19 protein-coding genes are annotated in these 16,303 nt (G+C 72.3%); 7 read left to right on the top strand and 12 right to left on the bottom strand.

The annotated features are described in order from the left end of the window. Positions 1-198: 198 nt before the first annotated feature. Positions 199-2,709 (bottom strand): FtsX-like permease family protein, encoded by a 2,511-nt coding sequence (locus AB0O15_RS46435; RefSeq protein ID WP_364334111.1) that lies wholly within the window; start codon positions 2,707-2,709, stop codon positions 199-201. Next, on the bottom strand, positions 2,706-3,467 hold the full coding sequence (locus AB0O15_RS46430; protein ID WP_364334106.1) for an ABC transporter ATP-binding protein: 762 nt from the start codon (positions 3,465-3,467) through the stop codon (positions 2,706-2,708). The genes AB0O15_RS46435 and AB0O15_RS46430 overlap by 4 nt, the downstream gene beginning before the upstream one ends. 148 nt (positions 3,468-3,615) lie before the next feature. On the opposite strand from AB0O15_RS46430, the gene AB0O15_RS46425 reads away from it, so the two are divergent. From AB0O15_RS46425 to AB0O15_RS46410, 4 genes are read left to right on the top strand one after another with little or no spacing between them, the layout of a single operon-like run. Continuing rightward, positions 3,616-4,791, top strand: a complete 1,176-nt coding sequence (locus tag AB0O15_RS46425; protein WP_364334102.1) for a histidine kinase — start codon at positions 3,616-3,618, stop codon at positions 4,789-4,791. Beyond that, positions 4,788-5,426: a response regulator transcription factor gene (locus tag AB0O15_RS46420; RefSeq protein WP_364334099.1), complete on the top strand. Its 639-nt coding sequence runs from the start codon at positions 4,788-4,790 to the stop codon at positions 5,424-5,426. The genes AB0O15_RS46425 and AB0O15_RS46420 overlap by 4 nt, the downstream gene beginning before the upstream one ends. Further along, the gene (locus AB0O15_RS46415) at positions 5,423-6,409 is read left to right on the top strand and encodes a helix-turn-helix domain-containing protein (protein ID WP_364334096.1); all 987 of its coding nucleotides are present in this window, start codon (positions 5,423-5,425) and stop codon (positions 6,407-6,409) included. Before AB0O15_RS46420 ends, AB0O15_RS46415 begins: the two co-directional genes overlap by 4 nt. After that, a complete protein-coding gene (locus AB0O15_RS46410) occupies positions 6,342-6,761 on the top strand; it encodes an SgcJ/EcaC family oxidoreductase (protein ID WP_364334094.1) in 420 nt (139 codons plus the stop codon). Before AB0O15_RS46415 ends, AB0O15_RS46410 begins: the two co-directional genes overlap by 68 nt. A gap of 158 nt (positions 6,762-6,919) precedes the next feature. Here the strand turns inward: AB0O15_RS46410 and AB0O15_RS46405 are convergent, their stop codons facing one another. From AB0O15_RS46405 to AB0O15_RS46380, 6 genes are all read right to left on the bottom strand, one after another. After that, positions 6,920-7,528, bottom strand: coding sequence for a hypothetical protein (locus AB0O15_RS46405; RefSeq protein WP_364334091.1), 609 nt, complete (start codon positions 7,526-7,528; stop codon positions 6,920-6,922). Continuing rightward, entirely contained in the window at positions 7,525-8,403 is an 879-nt protein-coding gene (locus tag AB0O15_RS46400) for an ATP-binding cassette domain-containing protein (protein ID WP_364334089.1), read from the bottom strand. Before AB0O15_RS46400 ends, AB0O15_RS46405 begins: the two co-directional genes overlap by 4 nt. Before the next feature lie 34 nt (positions 8,404-8,437). Further along, positions 8,438-8,995 carry a GNAT family N-acetyltransferase gene (locus AB0O15_RS46395; RefSeq protein WP_364334086.1) on the bottom strand — a complete coding sequence of 186 codons (558 nt, stop codon included), beginning with the start codon at positions 8,993-8,995 and terminating at the stop codon, positions 8,438-8,440. 4 nt (positions 8,996-8,999) lie between these two features. Further along, entirely contained in the window at positions 9,000-9,584 is a 585-nt protein-coding gene (locus AB0O15_RS46390) for a DUF305 domain-containing protein (RefSeq protein WP_364334083.1), read from the bottom strand. Beyond that, positions 9,569-10,321 (bottom strand): lytic polysaccharide monooxygenase, encoded by a 753-nt coding sequence (locus AB0O15_RS46385; RefSeq protein ID WP_364334145.1) that lies wholly within the window; start codon positions 10,319-10,321, stop codon positions 9,569-9,571. The genes AB0O15_RS46390 and AB0O15_RS46385 overlap by 16 nt, the downstream gene beginning before the upstream one ends. A gap of 170 nt (positions 10,322-10,491) precedes the next feature. Further along, complete coding sequence (locus AB0O15_RS46380) at positions 10,492-11,448, bottom strand: hypothetical protein (protein ID WP_364334081.1); 957 nt, start codon at positions 11,446-11,448, stop codon at positions 10,492-10,494. A gap of 91 nt (positions 11,449-11,539) precedes the next feature. On the opposite strand from AB0O15_RS46380, the gene AB0O15_RS46375 reads away from it, so the two are divergent. Then, positions 11,540-12,205, top strand: a complete 666-nt coding sequence (locus tag AB0O15_RS46375; protein ID WP_364334078.1) for an aminoglycoside adenylyltransferase domain-containing protein — start codon at positions 11,540-11,542, stop codon at positions 12,203-12,205. Here AB0O15_RS46375 and AB0O15_RS46370 read toward each other — a convergent pair. Together AB0O15_RS46370 and AB0O15_RS46365 are read right to left on the bottom strand one after the other, a co-directional pair. Beyond that, complete coding sequence (locus AB0O15_RS46370; RefSeq protein ID WP_364334075.1) at positions 12,168-12,674, bottom strand: isochorismatase family protein; 507 nt, start codon at positions 12,672-12,674, stop codon at positions 12,168-12,170. The genes AB0O15_RS46375 and AB0O15_RS46370 overlap by 38 nt on opposite strands. Before the next feature lie 62 nt (positions 12,675-12,736). After that, positions 12,737-13,525 carry a class I SAM-dependent methyltransferase gene (locus tag AB0O15_RS46365; protein ID WP_364334072.1) on the bottom strand — a complete coding sequence of 263 codons (789 nt, stop codon included), beginning with the start codon at positions 13,523-13,525 and terminating at the stop codon, positions 12,737-12,739. 48 nt (positions 13,526-13,573) lie between these two features. Between AB0O15_RS46365 and AB0O15_RS46360 the strand changes: the two genes are divergently transcribed. Beyond that, entirely contained in the window at positions 13,574-14,176 is a 603-nt protein-coding gene (locus AB0O15_RS46360) for an XRE family transcriptional regulator (protein ID WP_364334069.1), read from the top strand. A 95-nt stretch (positions 14,177-14,271) separates the two neighbouring features. On the opposite strand, the gene AB0O15_RS46355 is transcribed toward AB0O15_RS46360, so the two are convergent. Further along, entirely contained in the window at positions 14,272-14,475 is a 204-nt protein-coding gene (locus AB0O15_RS46355) for a hypothetical protein (protein ID WP_364334066.1), read from the bottom strand. A 30-nt stretch (positions 14,476-14,505) separates the two neighbouring features. Between AB0O15_RS46355 and AB0O15_RS46350 the strand changes: the two genes are divergently transcribed. Then, complete coding sequence (locus tag AB0O15_RS46350) at positions 14,506-15,474, top strand: polysaccharide deacetylase family protein (RefSeq protein ID WP_364334063.1); 969 nt, start codon at positions 14,506-14,508, stop codon at positions 15,472-15,474. Between the two features lie 90 nt (positions 15,475-15,564). Here AB0O15_RS46350 and AB0O15_RS46345 read toward each other — a convergent pair whose 3' ends face one another. After that, positions 15,565-15,903, bottom strand: coding sequence for an MmcQ/YjbR family DNA-binding protein (locus AB0O15_RS46345; RefSeq protein ID WP_364334060.1), 339 nt, complete (start codon positions 15,901-15,903; stop codon positions 15,565-15,567). Positions 15,904-16,303: the final 400 nt, after the last annotated feature.

Below are 16,303 nucleotides of genomic sequence, written 5' to 3'. Positions count from 1 at the left end.
GCGAAGACTAGCGGAAAGTCGCCACGCATTTCTTCCCCGCGGTCTGCACCCACTTCAAGATCAAGAGATTGATGTCGTAGCCGGGTGGGTGGTGCAGACCGTCGCTCCCGCCGAGGGTCGCTGCGCTCCACGTGCGTGATTGGTTGCGCTCCGGCCGGATCCGCTTCGCGGAACGGCCGGAGCGGACCGTCGTCGTTTCTACTCCGTGGCCAGGGCCACGACCGGGCTCACGCGGGCGGCTCGGCGGGCCGGGAGGACGCCGGCCAGGGCGGTGAGGATGACCAGGACCACGAAGACGGCGACCAGGCGGAAGCCGGGCAGGATCAGCGGAGCGTTCTGGCCCAGGGCCGAGACGGCCAGCCAGGCGTATGGCACGCCCAGCAGCAGGCCGAGCAGGGCGCCGAGCACGCCGTAGAGGCCCGACTCGGCGGTCAGCATCGCCCGCAGCCCGCCCCGGGAGAGCCCCAGGGCACGCAGCAGGCCCGACTCGCGGACCCGCTCGACCACCGACAAGGCCGTCGTGGTGCCGACCCCGACCACCGCGATGAGCACGGTCAGCCCGATCAGGCCGATCGCGATCAGCAGCAGCGTGCTCAGCGCGCTCTCGATCTCGTCGCGCTGGTCGGCCAGCACCGTGACACCGACGCCCGGCCCGGTCACCGTCTGTCGCAGCGCGGCGTCCGCGGCGTTGCGGGCCACGTCACCGGACCGCACGGCGTCGGCCAGCAGGCCGGAGTAGCCCGCCGGAGCGCCCAGCGTGGTCAGGTCCTGCGGCGTGAGCACCAGGCCTGAACCGAGCGGCGCCGAGTCGGGCAGGGTGGCCGCGACGGTCACCGGGACCGACCGCCGGCCGGCGGTGATCGTGGTGCGGTCGCCGACCTTCAGGTCGCTGACGTCGCCGGCGAACCCGGAGATGATCACCTGGCCGGGCCGGAGACCGTGCCAGGTGCCCTTCTTGACGTCCAGCTTGGCGATGCCGGGCACCGCGTCCATGGCCAGGTCGTTGGCCTCCAGCTTGGTCTCGCTCCCGGTCACGGTGACCGCGGCGATCTTGCGGTAGGGCACCACGTGGGTCAGTTCCTTGCGGGCCCGCACCTGGTCGGCCAGCTTCGGGTCGAGCGGGGTGTCGGCCGCGGTGACCTCGAAGTCGGCCGGGGCGCTGGACGCGGTCTCCCGCTCGAGCAGGGCCTGCACCGAGGAGGCGCCGACCAGCGACCCGGCGATCAGGGTGACGCCCAGCGCGACCACCACGGACACCGCCGCCGCCCGGCGAGGCGCTCCCCCGACCCCACCGACCGCGAGGCGGCCCAGCGGACCCAGCCGGCGCAGCGGCCAGCCCGCCGCGGCGAGCAGCGGCCGGACCAGCACCGGGCCGAGCGCGATCAGCGCCAGGAAGGCCAGCCCGCCCGAGGCGACCACCAGCATGAGCATGCTCTGCGGGTCGTAGTTCTTCTGGTCGGGCGTGGGGAGATTCATGATCACGTACGCGGCCACCAGCCCGGCGCCACCGGCCAGCAGCACCCCGATCACCGCACGCGGCCAGCCGATGCCCTTCCGGGCCGGCGACGTGCTCGCCGTACGCAGCGCCTCCAGCGGCGACACCTTGGAGGCCGAGACCGCCGGGGTCAGCACGGCGAGCACGGTGCCCACCACGGCCAGCGCGATCACGCCCAGCGCGGGCAGCACCGGGACACCCGGCGAGGCCAGGTCCGTCCCGAAGGCGCCGGCGATGACCGGCACCAGGTGACCGAGGCCGAGCGCGGCCAGCACGCCCACCACGCCGGTGGCCAGGCCGGTCATCGCCCCCTCGGCGATCAGCGCGCGGACCAGCGCGCCGCGGCCGGCGCCGACCGCGCGCAGCAGGGCGAGCTGCTTGGTGCGCTGGGCGAAGATGATCCGGAACGTGGACGCGGCGACCAGCCCGGCCGCGACCAGCGCGATCGCCACGAACATGGCCACCACCGAGAACACGTCGTCCACGTCGTCGGCCACCGCCCGGGCCTCGTCGAGGCGGACGTCGGCGCCCGGACGAACGCCCGCGCCCGCGCCGGCGATGGCCTCGGCCGCGCTCCGGACCGGCGCCTCCTGCCCCGGCGCGACGGCCAGCTCGACCACGGAGACCCGGTCGGCCCCGGTGAGCGCGCTGATCTGGGGCTGTGGCGCGTACGCCTGCTGCCCGTAGTCGTCCGGCACCGACACCACGCCGACCACCGTCAGCGACCGGGGCTTGCCCGGCCTGCCGTCCTCGTCGTAGGTGGTGGCCATCTGGAACGTGGTGCCGACCCGCAGACCCATCCGGTCGGCGGTCCTCGGCGTCACGGCCAGCTCACCGGTCCTGGCGGGATAGTGGCCCTCGGTCACCTTGACCGTGCTGAGCGGCCCGGACCCGGGGTCGGAGCTCAGGCTGAGGCCGCGGCCGTTCACCTCGCCGCCGGCGTCGACCCGGCCGACCGCCGCGGTCACGCCCGGCACCCGCGCCAGCCGGGCGAGCTGCTCGGTGGTCACCCCGTTGTCCTTGCCGGTGACCACGAGCGCCGCGGCCTCCGGGGTCTGGCTCAGGCCGTCCAGGATGCTGGCCCGGGTGATCTGCTGGGCCAGCACGGTCGCGTAGACCACGAACGACGCGACCAGCACGGCCATGCCGGTCAGCAGCAGCCGGGACGGGCGGCGGGCCGACTCGCCGAGCTGGGTGCGCAGGACGCCGCTCATCGGGCCGCCGCCAGGTCACGCAGGGCGGTGGCGATGGTGTCGGGACCCGGGCGGTCCAGGTCGCCGGCCACCCGGCCGTCGGCCAGCAGGACGACCCGGTCGGCGTACGCGGCGGCGCCCGGGTCGTGGGTGACCATGACGATCGTCTGACCCAGCTCACGCACCGAGTTCCGCAGGAAGAGCAGCACCTCGGCGCCGGAGCGGGAGTCCAGGTTGCCGGTCGGCTCGTCGGCGAACACGACCTCGGGCCGGGTGACCAGCGCCCGGGCCACCGCGACCCGCTGCTGCTGGCCGCCGGACAGCTCGGCCGGCCGGTGGTTCAGCCGGTCGGTGAGTCCCAGGGTGGTGGTGAGGTGGCTGAACAGGCCGCGCTCGGCCCGCCGCCCGGCCAGGTCCAGCGGCAGCATGATGTTCTGCTCGGCGGTCAGCTGGGGCAGCAGGTTGAACGACTGGAAGACGAACCCGATCCGCTCGCGCCGCACCCTGGTCAGCACCCGGTCGGGCTGGGTGGTCAGGTCGGTGCCGCCGAGCAGGGCCCGGCCCGAGGTGGCCTTGTCCAGGCCGGCCAGGCAGTGCATCAGGGTCGACTTGCCGGATCCGGACGGTCCCATGATCGCGGTGAACTGGGCGCGCTCGAAGCCCACGGTCACACCGTCCAGGGCGCGTACCGCGGTGTCGCCGGCGCCGTACACCTTGACCAGATCGACCGCGGACACCGCGGCCAGGGTGCCGGGCTCGCTCGCGAGGGTCGTCATCATCTGTCCTTATGGTGAGGATTGTTGTCGGGACACATGCTGTCGGCGAAGGCCGGGCGGTCACATCGGCTCACGGGCGGGATCCCGTCCGGGCGCGGATCTGTCTTTCGGCCGATGGGACCCGCCCGGCCAGGACATACGCTGGGTGACGATGACGAACCAGCCCAACCGCAACCTGCTCTTCCACGCGGGTCAGGCCGCCGTGCTCGTGGTGATGGCCGGGCTGGGCGCCATCGACCTGCTGACCGGATCGTCCGGGGCCGGTCCGGCGGTGCTCCTGGAGGTGCCGGCCGCGGTCCTCGCCGCCGCGGTCTGGCTGCCTCGGCACCAGCAGGGGTCGACCCGGCTGCCCAAGACCGCCCTGGCGCTGGCCGCCTTCTCGCTGCTGATCACCATCGTGATCGGCGCGGCCGGGCCGACCCAGGCCAGCTTCGGCACGGCCGAGTCGCTGGCCCTGCTCGGGGTGCTGTTCGTCGTCAGCCGCCGCGGCGACCCGGCCTGGTCGGTGATGGCGGTCATCGCCACCGTCATCGCGCTCGGGCTGATGCCGATCCGGGGCGGCTTCGAGTACCAGTTCGTCATCGCCGGCCTGATCCTCGCCCTGGCCGCCACGGTGGCGATCGGCGCCGGGGTCTATCTGCGGACGATCGACGCCAGCCGGCGCCGCGCGATGGACGCGGTCCGCGCCGAACAGCGCACCGAGTTCGCACGTGACCTGCACGACTTCATTGCCCACCACGTCACGGGCATCGTGGTGCAGGCCCAGGGGGCGCGGTTCATCGCCGAACAGGACCCGAAACGGGTCCTCCTGGCGCTGGAACAGATCGAGCAGGCCGGGGCCGAGACGATGGCCTCGATGCGGCGGATGGTCGGCGTGCTGCGCGACCCGCAGGCCCAGCCGGACGCGCCGCTGGCCCCGATCGCCGGGGTGCCCGAGCTGGCCCAGTTGGTGCAGCAGTTCACGGCGGCCGGTGGCCCGCTGGCCCGGCTGCACACCGACGGCGACCCGCACGGGCTGCCGGTCGAGGTGTCCACCTCGGCGTACCGGGTGGTGATGGAGGCCCTGACCAACATCCGGCAGCACGCCGACGGCGCCCGGGTGGTCGACGTCTGGATCCGGCGTACGCCCGACTGGCTGCTCGTCCGGGTGGCGAACGACGGCGCGCCGCCCCGCGCCGCCCTCCCCCGCGAACGGCCGGGGTACGGTCTCGTGGGGCTGACCGAACGGGTCCGGGCGGTCGGCGGCCGGATCACCGCCGGCCCCGGCATCGACGGCGGCTGGGTGGTCGACGCGGCCCTGCCGCTGACTCTGGAGGTGGGCCGGTGATCCGCGTGATCATCGCTGATGACCAGGCCATGGTCCGAACCGGATTCGGCATGATCATCGGGGCGCAACCCGACATGGAGGTGGCCGGCGAGGCCGCCGACGGCGTCGAGGCGGTGGCCCTGGCCCGCCGGATCAGGCCGGATGTCGCCCTGCTCGACATCCGGATGCCCAAGATGGACGGCCTCGAGGCGCTGCGGCTGCTGGCCGGTCCGGGCGTCGCCGAGCCGGTCAAGGTGGTCGTGGTGACCACCTTCGACCTCGACGAGTACGTGCACACCGCCCTCCGCAACGGCGCCGCCGGCTTCCTGCTCAAGGACTCCGGCCCGGCCCTGCTCATCGAGGCGGTCCGGGCCGCCGTCTCCGGCGACGCGCTGATCAGCCCGTCCATCACGGTCCGCCTGCTCGAACACCTGAGCCCACCCGCGCCGGCCGGCGACGACGGCGGCCTGTCCCCGCGCGAGCTGGACGTGGTCCGGCTGGCCGCCAAGGGCCTGACCAACGCCGAGATCGCCACCGAGCTGTTCATCTCGATCGGCACGGTCAAGACCCACCTGGGCAGCGTCCAGACCAAGCTGGGCGCCCGCAACCGGGTCGAGATCGCCGCCTGGGCCTGGGAACGCCGCCTGGTCGCATGAGCGCCGACGCCTACCTGGAGAAGCTGGCCGTCAGCGGTATGCCGCCGCTGCTCGGCGGGCGGCACGAGGGCCCCTTCCGGGCCGGCGTCGTGACCCGCGACCTCGGGCCGCTGCGCATGGTCGAGCTGGTCACGCCGGCCGGGGAGTGCTTCCGGCCGGCCCGCGCGGTCCGCGCGTCCGACGAGGCGCGGTGGCAGATCGACCTGATGATGCGCGGGCGGGTCCGCGTCGAGCACGGCCGGGACGACGTCGTGCTCGGCCCGGCCGACCTGGTGCTGATCGACCCGGCGCGCCCGGTCCGGTACGCCAGCACCGCCAGCACCCACGTGACCATGCTGGTGCCGCGGCACGCGCTGCGCGGCGCCGACCGCTTCGCCGGGGTACGAATCCCCGGCGACCGTGGCCCCGCCGCGCTGGTGGCGTCGCTCGCCCGCGACATGACACGCGGCTTCAGCGGGTTCCGCGCCGACGAGGAGGAACGGTCGGCCGCCGCGGTGATTGAGCTGATCTCGGTGGCCCTCGGCTCCTCCCTGGCCGCCCCCTCGTCCGACCCGGTCCTGCGCGACCGGGTCCGCGGCTACGTCGAGGCGCGGCTGGCCGACCGCGACCTCACCCCGGCCAAGGTGGCCGCGGCGCATCACCTCTCCGTACGCCGCCTGCACAAGCTCTTCGAGGACGAGCCGCTCACGGTGGCCGCCCTGATCCGCCGGCGCCGCCTCGACCGGTGCCACGCCGACCTGACCGGCGGCGGGCGCACGGTCGCCTCGGTGGCGGCACGCTGGGGCTTCGCCGACGCGGCCCACTTCAGCCGGCTGTTCAAGGCCACCTTCGGCTACACGGCGGCGGCGCTGATGTCCAGCAGCCGTGCACGCATGGTCAAGGCGCCGCCCGCTGATCCCGGCCACGATGGCGGCCATGGATCAGTCGATCGAGACGATGAGCGCCATCCCGGCCCGGATGTGCGAGGCGTGGAACCGCGGTGACGCCGCCGGCTTCTACGCCGACTTCGCGGCGGACGCCGAGCTGGTGGAGTTCGAGGGAACCATCCAGAAGGGACGCGACACGCTGGTCGCCTTCCAGCAGCCCGCCTTCGACACCATGCTGAAGGGCTCGAGCCTGGTCGACAGCGACGTGCCCTTCGCCCGCGTCGTGGCGCCCGGCGCCGGCGTCGTGCACCACCGCTTCGGCGTCCTGATGCCGGGCGCCCCCGCTCCGGCCCGCCTGATGCAACTCCTCGCCGTGGTGTGGCAGAACTCCCGCTGGGAGGTCGCCACCCTCCAGAACGCCCGCGTGGTCCCCCTCGCCGCCCTGCCCGCCCTGGAGTCCATCACCTAGCCATCCCGTCCCGCCCGACCACCGTCCCGGGCAGTGGTAGATCAGCACGGCATCGCGGCCCCGAACACCGTCCGGACCTACCACCCCCCACGAACGGCGGTAGGGGAACACGGTGTTGCGGCCCGGGAAGCCGTCCGGGCCTACCACTGTCGGGCGGGTCAGTCGCTGGTGAGGTCGCGGAAGAGGGCCAGGGCCGCGCCGGCCAGGGCCACCACGGCCCAGCCGAGGAAGAACAGGCGGCCGAAGCCGACGCCCCGGGCCGCGTCCAGGTAGGAGGAGATCGGGAGCGGCCAGCGCATCTGGCCGGCCAGGCCCTCGATCAGCACGAACCAGACGCCGAAGCCGTAGAAGATCCAGGAGGAGCGGCGGACGATGGCCGCGGTGGCGGCGCCGAAGACCGCCATGATGGGTACGACCAGCAGGGTGCGCTCGTACATCTTCTGGGACAGGTCGTCCTCGAAATAGACCGGGATCCCGGTGACCGCCGCGAAGATCAGGGTGACGCCGACCGTGGTGAGGACCAGGGCGAGCAGCACCGGGAGGCGCTTGGGCTGGGCCAGGTAGAGCAGGGCGGCCGTCCGGTGCTGGTAGTGCTGGGCCACCGTGAGGACCGAGATGCCGAACGTGCCGATGCCCACGAACAGCGCCCACCAGTACGCCTCGAGGATGCCGAACGAGGCGGCCAGCACGGCGAACAGCACGATGGACAGCCAGCTCGACCGGATCGTCACCATCCGGTAGAGCTGGCTGCGGACCAGGGCGGTCATCGGGCGCCGGCCAGGTCGAGGAAGATCTGTTCCAGGTGCGGCGTCTCGACCGTCAGCTCGTACAGCGGAATGCCCTCGGCGAAGGCGATCTCCCCGGCCTCCCTGGCTTCCAGGCCGACCACCTCCAGGGTCTCCTCGACCGCGGTGACCGACGCGCCGGCGCCTTCGAACACCTGCCCCAGCCGGGACGGGTCGGCGCCCTGCACGCGCAGCCGCTGGGTGGCCAGGCCGTACAGCTCGGTGAGCGGCATCGCCTCCCGCAGTCGCCCGTCCGCGATGATCACCACGTCGTCGATCAGCTGGGCCAGCTCGGCCAGCAGGTGGCTGGAGATGAGCACGGTGCCGCCGGCGTCGGCGTGGTCGCGCAACAGGTCGCGCAGCCAGGCCATCCCGGACGGGTCGAGGCCGTTGGCCGGTTCGTCGAAGACGAGTACGTCGGGCTCGCCCAGCAACGCGGTCGCGACGGCCAGCCGCTGCCGCATGCCCAGCGAGTAGTCGCCGGTGCGGCGGTGGGCGTCGTCGGCCAGGCCCACCAGCTCGAGCAGCCGGTCGACCCGGTCCTTCCCGGCGCCGGCCAGGATCGCCTGCGACACCAGGTGGGCCCGCCCGCTCTGCCCGGGATGGCTGAGGCCCTGTTCGAGCACGGCGCCGACCCGCCGCAGCGGCTGAGGCAGCTCGGTGAACGGCTTGCCGTCGATCAGCGCCTCGCCGGCGGTCGGCCGGGTCAGCCCGAGCAGCATGCGCAGCGTGGTGCTCTTGCCCGAGCCGTTGAGGCCGAGGAAGCCGGTCACCCGCCCCGGTCGCGCGCTGAACGAGAGGCCGTCAACCGCCCGGACCTTGCCGTACGTCTTCGTGAGCTCGATCGTCTCGATCATCGACGCGCATTTTAGGCCGAGTTTCACAACCCGGCTACGCCGCACTGGCCGGGTTGTGACGCTCGGCCTGCAGGGTGAACCAGTAGCGGCGGGTGGGACCCAGGCGGCCGTCGCGGATGTCCTCGAAAACGCCGCCGGCGCGTTCGATGACCCGGCGGGAGGCGTCGTTGGTGACGTGGCAGGTCACCAGCGCGCGGGTCAGGCCGAGGTCACGGGCCTTGCCGAGGACCTCGCGCAGGGCCCAGCCGGCCAGGCCCCGGCCGCGGGCTGACGGGCGTACCCCATAACCGATGTTTCCGCCCTGCTCGAGCAGGAAGTCGTTGAGCTCACGGCGCAGCGAGATGCCGCCCAGCACGGTGTCGCCATCGGTGATCCACCAGTAGGTGGTGTTCACCCGGCCGGGCTCGGGCTCGATGTCGGGTTTGTCCTCGTCGTGCAGGCGCTGGACGAAGCGCGCGAAGCCCTCGGGCGAGTCGACGTCGTCGAAGTCGCGGAGGCCGGCGCCGTCCTGGTGCACGCCGCGGCCCCAGTCGTCACGGGCGTCCAGCCAGGACTTGTGCAAGTCGGTGGTGGGGGATGTCAACTCGGGCATCCGGCTATTGTCCGGCCGCCAAGGTCAGAAGTCGCTGGATTTGCGCCTGGCGGGTGGTGGTGGTCCGGGTGGCCAGGTCGACCGCGGGGCGGTAGGCGCCGCCCTTGGCCTCCATCCGGGCCGTCTCCATGCCGTTGTGCAGGTGGCCGAGCAGCAGCGCGGTGGCCGTCTGGTCGAAGGCGCCGGTGGCCGCCCGGAGGTCGTCGACATCCTGCGGCCGCAAGGCGTGCAGGGCGCCGTGCCCGGCGTGGATCGACTCGTTCGGGTCGGCCTCGGCGGGCCGGTCCCACTCGGCGAGCCAGCCGGCCAGCGTGGTGTTCTCGGCCGTCCACTGCCCGCGCAGCTCGGTGGCGACGGCCTTGAGCTCGGGCGACTTCCCCCGCTCGACGGCCAGGTCGAGCACCGGCAGGCCCTGCCGGATGTGCTCGACGGTCATCTGGGCGTACATCACGTCGGTGGCGTTCGCCTCTTGCGGGCCGCCGGTGTCCGAGTCGCCGCCGCAGCCGGCCACGACGAGCGTCAGCAGGAGGACGAGAAGGGCGTGGGCCCCGCCGCGGCGGAGCCCACACTTCGTCAGATCCGTTCCCACAGCGCCGGGACGTTCGGCGGTTCCCAGCCGGCGAGCGCGGTGTGCGCCTGCCGGCAGCGGTAGCTCAGACCGCCGTAGGTGACCGTGCTGCCCGTCGAGTACGCCGTGCCCGCGGCCCAGGTGCCACCGGCCGGCGGCGGGTTGGACGGGGGCGGGTTGGACGGCGGCGGGTTCGACGGGGGCGGGTTCGACGGGGGCGGGTTGCTCGGCGGCGGGGTGCTGCCGCCACCGATCTGCAGGTCCACACAGGAGTAGAACGCGTTCACCGTGTCGGCGATGTTCCACCGGGCCAGCAGCCGCTGGCGGCCGCTGAAGTTGCCCAGGCTGACCGTGTGGGTCTTGGTCGCGCCGGGCTGCGCGCCACCGTCGTTGAAGGACGCCAGCAGCGTGTTGCCGATGAAGTACTCCCACGTGCTGGTGGAGTGCCGGGCGGTCAGCGTCCAGGTGAACGTGACCGAGCTGCCGACCGAGGTCGCCGGCCAGCCCTTGCTCTCGTCGTTCAGCACCGCGAACCGGGCGCCGCCGCCGTTGCACTGCATCGAGCCCTTGGGCGCCTCGACGCTCTGCGGCTCGTAGATGATGTCGCCGCAGTTGCCCGGATTGCCGCGGACGCAGTTGGCCTGGCGGCTGGGCGGGGTGGAGATGTAGCCGTGGGCCAGCGCGGCCGGCACCGCGACGAACATCGACGTGACGACGGCGGTCAGGGTGAGGATCGGTAGGGCTATGCGGCGCCTCACTCGTCGGGTCATGGAGTGCTCCTCTGCTGGGGGACGGCGGGCCGGGGGTGTCGTTCAGGGGGCCGCCCGGCCCGCCGGGACGGGGGCCTTCACTCGCCTTGTCCGCCCAACATAAGTTAAAGAGTGTTAACAGTAAATAGACACAGTGAAGTTTTTCTATCTATGCAGCACTAGACCGCTTTGGCTATGCAGATCCGGGCGCTCAGGCGGGCGCCGGCCTCATAGAACATGTACTGCGTGCCGCCGTCGGTGCCGAAGGACGGGGCGGCCGCGCGGCCGTTGTCACCGGCGACCGGCGAATAGAAGACGCCGAGATGGTTCTGCCGGTCGAAGGCCGCGCCGACCTCGGTGACACGCATCTTCCCGTCGTTGCCGTGATAGGCCACATAGGTCAGACCGCCGCGCTTCACCAGATGCGGGCCGGAGATGTCGGTCAGGCCGTCCGGCTCCGGGTCGATCAGCGCCGTGGGATGGAACTGCCACTGGTCCCGGCCGTTGGGCGACCAGCCGTAGAACAGCCGCCGCCGCCCCGACACCACGCCCATGAAGATCATCACGTAGCGGTTGCCGCGGCCGGGCAGGACATGCTCGAAGACCCGCGCGTACGAGGTCTCGGTGGTGTTCGGCACCAGGCGGGTGCTGAGGATCGGCGTCTCGTCGGTGAAGGTCACGCCGTCGGTGGACCGGGCGACCCGGGTGGTGAAGTTCTCGCCGTGGAAATAGCAGTAGAACTGCCGGGTGGGGGCGTCCCAGATGACGTGCGGCGAGGACACGTGGCTCACCGTGGCCCCGCCGGGCAGCACGTTGTCGATCAGCGGGTTGGCGGTGTGCTCGGTGAACGGTCCGTCGAGCGAGTCGGCGAAGGCCACGCAGATGCCGCCGGGCTTCTCGTGCGGCGCGTAGTAGAGGTGGTAGCGGGCGCGCGTGTTGGCGAGTTTGTCGTACACGCCGCGGATGCACGGAAAGATGAACTCGCCGGTCGGGTTGTAGCGCAACGGCATGCGCAGCGCGTCACGCAGGTAGCGGTAGGTGGGCATGCCGCCGGGAAGCGCGGCCGTCGCCGGTGTTCCGATCGCGGTGGCGCCGGCCGAGGCGAGGCCGGCCACCAGCAGGGAGCGTCGTCTCATGACCAGGGACGGTAGGTGTTAATAAGTTGGTAATACCAGGGACTCATACGTATCATCACGCGGACCAACCCGGCGGGAGCTTCGGCTGGCCATGTCCATCTCACGCGCCACGTCGCTGGCCCGGTCGTGCGCCGCCGTCACCGGCGGGACCGTGATCCTGCACGGGTCGCTGGCCCTCGGCGGGTACCGGCCCGGCCGCAGCGACATCGACCTGCTGCTGATCACGTCGTCCCCGCTGCCGTCCGACGCGGTGCCGCGGCTCCTCTCGATCGCGTCGGGCGCCCCGCTCGACCTGCATGTGGTTTCGTCCGCGGTGGTCGCTCGTCCGACATCGGCGCCGGGGGTTCTGCTGTACGCCGGGCACGGTGACGTGGCGGTGGACGTACCGTCGGATCCTGATTTTGTCGTGGAACTGTCGGTGGCCAGGGCGCATGGTGTCACGCTGGTCGGGTCCGATCCGCCCGACGCGGTGATCGGCCCGGTGCCGGCGTCATGGGTCGTCGACCGCGGGCGCTACTGGCTGACCCGGTGGCGGGAGCTCACCGACGACGTCGAGCACGCCCGGTTCATGGTGCTGACGGCCTGCCGGATGTGGCGCTTCGCGGTGGAGGGGGCGCACTCCCCCAAGGCGGAGGCCGGGCGGTGGGCGCTGGAGCGGGACCCGTCACTCGTCGCCATCACGGCCGCGCTGGCCGACGCGCCGATCCCCCCGCCGGAGATCAGCCGCGTACTGAACGCAGCACTTCATCGGTCGTGAGCACGTCACCGAACCGCGGCAGCGTCGTGGTCAGCGCGTGCTCGTGCTCGGCGGCCGTGACGCCGCTCATCGCGTCCGAGGCGAACACCACGCCGAACCCGTGATCGGCGGCCGCCCGCGCGGTCGACTCGACGCCCATCGTGGTGGCCAGGCCCGCCATGATGACCGTGGTGACGCCGCGCTCGGTCAGACGCTCGGCCAGTCCGGTGCCGTAGAAGGCGCCGATGGTCCGCTTCACCACGACCACGTCACCGTCCCGCGGCCGCATCTCGGGCACGAAACCGCTGCCCGGCGGCTGGGTGGCGACGTTGGGGCGCTCGACGCGAACCAGAACCACCGTCCCGCCGGCACGTCGCACCGCGGCGGCGATCGCGGCCGACCGCGCGACTACGTCAGCGCCCCGATGCGGCCCCATGTCCTGCTCCACGAGGCGAGGCATCAGATCCACCACGATCAGCGCGGTCGTCACGGTGGCCCATGCTAGCGGGGTGGCGGCTCCTCGGTCGGCGGGCTTTCGGGGCAAGGCGCTCGTCAGGGCCGATGGGCCAGGAAGACCATGCGGTGGGTACGCACGACCAGGTCGTCGCGGTCCGGGAGGGACGCGGCCACCTGCGCCAGCGTCGTGAGGTCGGCGGGGGAGAGCCGTTCGGCCAGCCCCTGACGCATGCGCTCCAGGGAGACCTGGGCGTAGCGGCCCCCGGCCGGCGGCAGCGGCGGCTCCAGCGCGATGTCGAAGCGGCGTTCCTCGACCGGGTCGAAGCCGGCCGCCTTCAGGCGGGCCGCCCAGTCCTCGTGCATGTGCAGGCCGGCCTCGTCGCGCATGGCCGCCATCACCTGGTGGGCGCGTCGCTCCACATCGGCCTCCGGCCCGTCCGGCAGGAACAGCGGGAACGCGGTCAGCTCGCTGACCGCGAACACCCCGCCCGGCCGCAGCAGGCCGAACGCCGCGGTCAGCGCGGCCGCCGGGTCGGCCATGTGGTGCATCGAGGCCGAGGCCCAGACCAGGTCGGCCGGCCCGAGATCGGGCCAGGGCTGGTCGAGGTCGGCCCGGACCGTGCGGATCCGATCGGCCAGCCCCGCGGCCGAAGCCTTGCGCCGCAGGTGATCGAGCATCTCGTCGTCGACGTCGACCGCGGTGATCGTGGCCCCCGGCAGCGCACGGGCCAGGGCCAGCGAGCCGACCCCGGTGCCGGCGCCCAGATCGACGACGTGCGGCCGGTCGGCCGCCACACCGCCGACCCAGTCGAAGACCGTGCGGTGGTAGTCGGACAGAACCTCGGCGTCGAGGTCGAGCAGTTCGGCGAAGTGGGAGTGAGCCATGCCGTCGACCGTACCCATGCTTTGCGTCTGACGCGTACCATCTTGCGTATGAAGCAAGACGCCGAGCTGGAAGACCTGGTCCGCCAGCGCATCCGGGGCCTGCGCCTGGCCCGGGGCTGGTCCCTCGACGAGATGGCCGCCCGCTGCCACCTCAGCCCCTCCACCCTCAGCCGCATCGAGACCGGCCACCGCCGCATCGCCCTCGACCAGCTGACCGCGATCGCCCGGTCGCTCGACACCACGCTCGACGCCCTGGTCGAGTCCGGCTCCGACGACGACGTGGTGATCCGCCCCTACAAGGACGACGCCCGGGGCATGACCACCTGGCTGCTGTCGCGCGAGGGCGCCGCCATGACCGTGGCCAAGCTGCGCATCACCCGGCCCGCGCCGTCAGAGCTGCGGGTGCACCCCGGCCGCGACTGGCTCACGGTCCTCGCCGGCACGGTCGTGCTCCGCCTGGGCGAGCGCACAATCCACGTCCGCACCGGCGAGGCGGCCGAGTTCAGCACCATGGTCCCGCACGCCTTCGGCGCCACCCCCGACGCCCCGGCCGAGATCCTCTGCATCCTCGACCACGCCGGCGAACGCTCCCACCTCGCCGAGCCGGAAGGCCACATCCACGCCCACGGCGCCCGCGTCCCCAAGGTTTAGAGCAAGCCCACCGGGAACAACCCGGCGGCCGCACGCGGAGGTCTCGCCCCACCCAGGCCACGCCGGGCCACGGGGCGATGAAGCGCGCGTACCCATCAAAGGGTTTGGTTGTCGTTCCGATACTTCCGGAACATCGACCTGACCTGCCTTCCCGCCGCGCGGCTCTCCCACAGCACGAAGTGCAGCGTGGGGCCGTTCCGAAACTTCCGGCGGCTGCCGAGAAAACAGGCATTGACGGCGATCGAAGTGCGCATCACGATGAAGTCCGGTTCCGTGGCGGCTTCCACCGGTCGGCCCACGGCCACACTTCGACGACAAGGAGCACCTCCATGCCCCACCCGGTCCGCGCCGGCGCGCTCGTCCTCAGCGTCGCCGCTTCCCTCCTCGCCGTGGCGCCGCCGGCCGCGCAGGCGACCACCACCCTCGCCGCCTGCCAGAACGGCTACGTCGGCCTGACCTTCGACGACGGCCCCAACCCCGGTAACACCAACACGCTGCTGACGACGCTGCGCAACAACAACGTGCGGGCGACGTTGTTCAACACCGGCCAGAACGCCGCCGCCAACCCGGGGCTGGTCGCGGCCGAGGCCGGCGCCGGCATGTGGATCGCCAACCACAGCTACACCCACCCGCACATGCTGACGCTGTCCCAGGCGCAGATGTCGTCGGAGCTGTCCCGCACCCAGTCGGCCATCCAGAACGCCGGCGGCGGCACCCCGCGCCTGTTCCGGCCGCCGTACGGCGAGACGAACGCGACGCTGCAGTCCGCCGCTTCGGCGCTGGGTCTGCGCACCGTCACCTGGGACGTCGACTCGCAGGACTGGAACGGCGCCAGCACCGCGCAGATCGTCCAGGCCGCGAGCCGGCTCACCAACGGCCAGCTCATCCTGATGCACGACCAGTACGCCACCACGATCGCCGCGATACCGCAGATCGTCTCCGGCCTGAACAGCCGCGGCCTCTGCGCCGGCATGATCTCCCCGTCGACCGGCCGTGCCGTGGCCCCCGACTCGACGACGCCGCCGCCCGGCGGTGGATCCTGCTCGGCCACCTACGCCGAGGGCACCAAGTGGTCGGACCGCTTCAACGGCCAGGTGACGGTCAGCGGCGCCACCAACTGGACCGTCACGGTCACCCTGCACTCACCGCAACGCGTCCTCGCCACCTGGAACGCGGCCATCACCTACGACAGCACCGGCCTGATCATGACCGCCCGCCCCAACGGCAGCGGCAACGTCTTCGGGTTCACCGTCCAGCACAACGGGAACTGGTCGTGGCCCAACCTCAACTGCGTTTGATCGGGTACGGCCACAGCAGAGCCCTGTGACCCGGCCCGGGCCGCGCGCGGCGAGACCTCCGCGCGCGGCCGCCGGGTTGTTCCCGCCGGGTCACTCCGTCCGCATCCGCCACGCGTCGGTGACCAGTTCGGTCAGCCGCTCCGCGTCCAGCCGGTCCAGCCGCACCATGACCAGCGGCAGCCCGTCATACCCCGGCGTCGTGAAGAAGAGGTCGGGCTCGCCGAGCACCAGAGCCTGCTTCTCGGCCTCGTCCCCCACGAAGAGAACCGCGACATCGGTGCGGATGACCCGGGGCTTCCCGGGCAGCCGCTCCGGGTAGGACCACACGAACCCCCGGTTGTGCACCCGGAAGTCGAACCCGTCGCTGTCGATCTCCACCACATCCGGCAGCCCGAGAGCCACCCGCCGCACATCCCCGGCATCCGACACCCGAACACCATGCCACGCCCCTCCGCCACCGGGTCCCGCGGATCAGCCCATGGCGGAACCTGCCCCCTCGCCTCGCGGCCGCTTGCCACCTTTCGCCGCTTGCCTCCTCTCGCCGCCCGCCTTCTCCCGTTCAGAGCCGCCGATACTGGCCCCCGCCCGAGGTGGGACCCGAAATCGCGACCGAAACACCGGCCAAAACCCAGACCCGGGCTCGGAAGTCATCCTTCATCGCGGCAGAACAGTGCGCCTATTGGGGGCGCTACATGTAACTACTGCTGACAACCAGGATTCAGTGCTGGAAACGACGGCCGGCAGCTTGAGGATGCTGGCAGCGGCCGCGAGCACCGAGTGGACCCATGTTCGGACGTGGCGTCACCGTGCCGACGCCAACCGCGTCGGT

The sequence above is a fragment of the Actinoplanes sp. NPDC089786 genome (assembly GCF_040684855.1).
GTDB lineage: Bacteria > Actinomycetota > Actinomycetes > Mycobacteriales > Micromonosporaceae > Actinoplanes.
This window is presented reverse-complemented; position numbering and strand designations above follow the sequence as displayed.

Bases quoted from the DNA above. Each gene is read 5' to 3' on its own strand.
- AB0O15_RS46415 (WP_364334096.1), top strand. From the start codon at position 5,423: ATGAGCGCCGACGCCTACCTGGAGAAGCTGGCCGTCAGCGGTATGCCG.
- AB0O15_RS46365 (WP_364334072.1), bottom strand. From the start codon at position 13,525: ATGGCTCACTCCCACTTCGCCGAACTGCTCGACCTCGACGCCGAGGTT.
- AB0O15_RS46400 (WP_364334089.1), bottom strand. From the start codon at position 8,403: ATGATCGAGACGATCGAGCTCACGAAGACGTACGGCAAGGTCCGGGCG.
- AB0O15_RS46405 (WP_364334091.1), bottom strand. From the start codon at position 7,528: ATGACCGCCCTGGTCCGCAGCCAGCTCTACCGGATGGTGACGATCCGG.
- AB0O15_RS46435 (WP_364334111.1), bottom strand. From the start codon at position 2,709: ATGAGCGGCGTCCTGCGCACCCAGCTCGGCGAGTCGGCCCGCCGCCCG.
- AB0O15_RS46425 (WP_364334102.1), top strand. From the start codon at position 3,616: ATGACGAACCAGCCCAACCGCAACCTGCTCTTCCACGCGGGTCAGGCC.
- AB0O15_RS46410 (WP_364334094.1), top strand. From the start codon at position 6,342: ATGGATCAGTCGATCGAGACGATGAGCGCCATCCCGGCCCGGATGTGC.
- AB0O15_RS46375 (WP_364334078.1), top strand. From the start codon at position 11,540: ATGTCCATCTCACGCGCCACGTCGCTGGCCCGGTCGTGCGCCGCCGTC.
- AB0O15_RS46395 (WP_364334086.1), bottom strand. From the start codon at position 8,995: ATGCCCGAGTTGACATCCCCCACCACCGACTTGCACAAGTCCTGGCTG.
- AB0O15_RS46360 (WP_364334069.1), top strand. From the start codon at position 13,574: ATGAAGCAAGACGCCGAGCTGGAAGACCTGGTCCGCCAGCGCATCCGG.
- AB0O15_RS46380 (WP_364334081.1), bottom strand. From the start codon at position 11,448: ATGAGACGACGCTCCCTGCTGGTGGCCGGCCTCGCCTCGGCCGGCGCC.
- AB0O15_RS46350 (WP_364334063.1), top strand. From the start codon at position 14,506: ATGCCCCACCCGGTCCGCGCCGGCGCGCTCGTCCTCAGCGTCGCCGCT.
- AB0O15_RS46430 (WP_364334106.1), bottom strand. From the start codon at position 3,467: ATGATGACGACCCTCGCGAGCGAGCCCGGCACCCTGGCCGCGGTGTCC.